The sequence below is a fragment of the Shewanella sp. AS16 genome (genome assembly GCF_021412365.1).
Taxonomy (GTDB): Bacteria; Pseudomonadota; Gammaproteobacteria; order Enterobacterales; family Shewanellaceae; genus Shewanella; species Shewanella salipaludis.
The window spans coordinates 1-310 of the sequence record NZ_JAKCLK010000153.1 but is presented as its reverse complement, the minus strand read 5'-3'; the positions used below and the strand labels follow the sequence as shown (position 1 = coordinate 310).

1 pseudogene is annotated in these 310 nt (G+C 52.9%); it reads left to right on the top strand.

Annotated elements, in window-relative coordinates:
* Positions 1-310: pseudogene (locus LZP73_RS19760) on the top strand (ketol-acid reductoisomerase); the annotation flags it as partial.

Genomic DNA, 310 nt, shown 5'->3' with positions numbered 1-310 from the left:
AGCGCTGAAACAGGGCGGCATCACCCTGATGATGGACCGTCTTTCTAACCCGGCGAAACTGCGTGCTTACGCGCTTTCTGAGCAACTGAAAGAGATCATGGCGCCGCTGTTCCAGAAACATATGGACGACATCATCTCCGGCGAATTCTCCTCCGGCATGATGGCTGACTGGGCCAACGACGATAAGAAACTGCTGACCTGGCGTGAAGAGACTGGCAAAACCGCATTCGAAACCGCGCCGCAGTATGAAGGCAAAATCGGTGAACAGGAGTACTTCGATAAAGGCGTACTGATGATCGCGATGGTAAAA